The sequence below is a fragment of the Microbacterium sp. genome (genome assembly GCF_036566905.1).
Classification (GTDB): Bacteria; Actinomycetota; Actinomycetes; order Actinomycetales; family Microbacteriaceae; genus Microbacterium.
Genome location: NZ_DATCVK010000042.1, coordinates 1 through 2,003, shown reverse-complemented (window position 1 = coordinate 2,003; position 2,003 = coordinate 1). Strand labels below are relative to the sequence as shown.

Below are 2,003 nucleotides of genomic sequence, written 5' to 3'. Positions count from 1 at the left end.
GGCTGGTGGGGCACGACCGACATGTTCGCGATGGGACCAGAGTACGAGCCGGTGCCCGACATCCGCCGCTTCCTCTCGGGCACCGCGCCGATCGTCGGCATGCTCGCGATGGAGGAGACGCTCGCGATGATCGAGGAGGCGGGCATGCCGGCGCTCCGCGAGAAGTCGGTTGCGCTCACCGAGTTCGCGATCACCCTCGCCGACGACTGGCTCGCGCCCCTCGGCGTGACCCTCGCCTCCCCCGCCGATCCCGAGGAGCGCGGCGGCCACGTCACGTTGCACCACCCCGCGATGCGCGAGGTGACCGCCCGACTCTGGCAGCAGGACGTGATCCCCGACTACCGCGACCCGGGCGGACTCCGCATCGGGCTCTCACCGCTCTCGACGAGTTTCGAGGAGGTGCACCGCGGCCTTGACGCCACGCGCACCACCCTGAAGACGGTGCTGCAGGAGCGCGCTGGGCTCGCCTGACCTCAGGAGAACGCGGCATCCGTTGGCACCGCTGCGAACCACTACCAGCCCGACGGGGCCGTGGCAAGCCCAATGGCCGATCCGGGCCGTTCACGGTTCACGAGCGTACGATGACTCGATCATCCGATGTGATGCCCTGATCACCCGGCGAAGGGAGCCACTGATGACCGACACGGACCGAACGAAGAATGACGTCACGGCAGGCGTGAAGAACACGGCGAACCGCGTGACCGAGACAGCGCGAGAGCGCGCGGATCGCATCGCCGACGCCGCGAGCAGCGGCGCTGCGGACGCGACACGTGCGGTGAAGACGGGCGCCGACCGAGTCGGCGATGCGACGAGCCGCGCGGCCGAGCAGACGACCGCAGCCGTCGGCGATGTGCTGCACGACGTGCGCGACTCCGCCACCGACGTCGCTGACACCGTCGCCGCCCAGGCGACCGCCGCCGTGGCGAACGCACGCGAGGTCGCCGATGAAGGAGTCGCCTACGTGAAGGCGCGATACCGGGAGAATCCCGGTCTCGTCATCGCCGTGGGCGCAGCGGCGATCGTGGCCGTCGGGCTCCTCGTCAAGGCAGTGACCCGGCGCTGACGGGCGACCCGCAGCACGCCGCATCACCCACGGACGGTCCGGTCGCGATCCACGCGACCGGACCGTCCGGCATGTGCGCACGGGGCACCGACGACGCCGGATGCTTCGATGCCTCCGCGCCCCGGTAGAATCGACGCATCCACACTTTCGACACCGGACGGAGAACCGCGGTGCCCACCATCGTCGTCGACGTGATGCCCAAAGCCGAACTGCTCGACCCCCAGGGGAAGGCCGTCGCCGGCGCCCTCGCCCGCACCGGTCGCACCGGGTTCAGCGGCGTGCGCATCGGCAAGCGTTTCGAACTGACCGTCGACGGACCCGTCGACGACGCACTCAAGGCGAGCGTCAAGGAGATCGCCGAGGAGATCCTCTCCAACGGCGTGATCGAAGACGTCGTCGGCATCCACTACGAGGTGACGAACGCCGAGCTCGCCGAAGAGGCGTCCGACGCGGCATCCGTCACCGACGACGGCTTCGGCGCTCCCGCCGGCGAGACGCACTGAGCGGGGTCGCCATGCGCATCGGTGTCATCACCTTCCCCGGCTCGCTCGACGACCGCGACGCGCAGCGCGCGGTGCGCCTCGCCGGTGCCGAGCCCGTCGCCCTCTGGCACGGCTCGCACGACCTCGAGGGCGTCGACGCGCTGATCCTGCCCGGCGGCTTCAGCTACGGCGACTACCTGCGCTGCGGCGCGATCGCCTCGCTCAGCCCGATCATGACCGAGGTCGTCGCCGCGGCGAACGCCGGCATGCCCGTGCTCGGCATCTGCAACGGCTTCCAGATGCTCACCGAGGCCGGTCTCCTCGAGGGCGGGCTCATCCGCAACGACCACGGCTCCTTCATCTGCCGCGACCAGGTGCTCACGGTCGAGAACGCGTCGACCGACTGGACCGGCGACTTCGAGGCCGGCCAGCAGATCACGATCCCGCTGAAGAACGGC

4 protein-coding genes are annotated in these 2,003 nt (G+C 70.2%); all 4 read left to right on the top strand.

Annotated elements, in window-relative coordinates; translation table 11 throughout:
- Nucleotides 1-471: kynureninase/PvdN C-terminal domain-containing protein (locus VIP82_RS04170; protein ID WP_527250125.1), on the top strand; the 471-nt coding region annotated here is incomplete at its 5' end.
- A gap of 163 nt (nucleotides 472-634) precedes the next feature.
- On the top strand, nucleotides 635-1,063 hold the full coding sequence (locus tag VIP82_RS04165; protein ID WP_331906024.1) for a hypothetical protein: 429 nt from the start codon (nucleotides 635-637) through the stop codon (nucleotides 1,061-1,063).
- 170 nt (nucleotides 1,064-1,233) lie between these two features.
- Entirely contained in the window at nucleotides 1,234-1,566 is a 333-nt protein-coding gene (gene purS / locus VIP82_RS04160) for a phosphoribosylformylglycinamidine synthase subunit PurS (protein WP_056012025.1), read from the top strand.
- A gap of 11 nt (nucleotides 1,567-1,577) precedes the next feature.
- The coding region (locus VIP82_RS04155; protein WP_331906023.1) for a phosphoribosylformylglycinamidine synthase subunit PurQ at nucleotides 1,578-2,003 on the top strand (426 nt) is incomplete at its 3' end.

Bases quoted from the DNA above. Each gene is read 5' to 3' on its own strand.
- VIP82_RS04165 (WP_331906024.1), top strand. From the start codon at position 635: ATGACCGACACGGACCGAACGAAGAATGACGTCACGGCAGGCGTGAAG.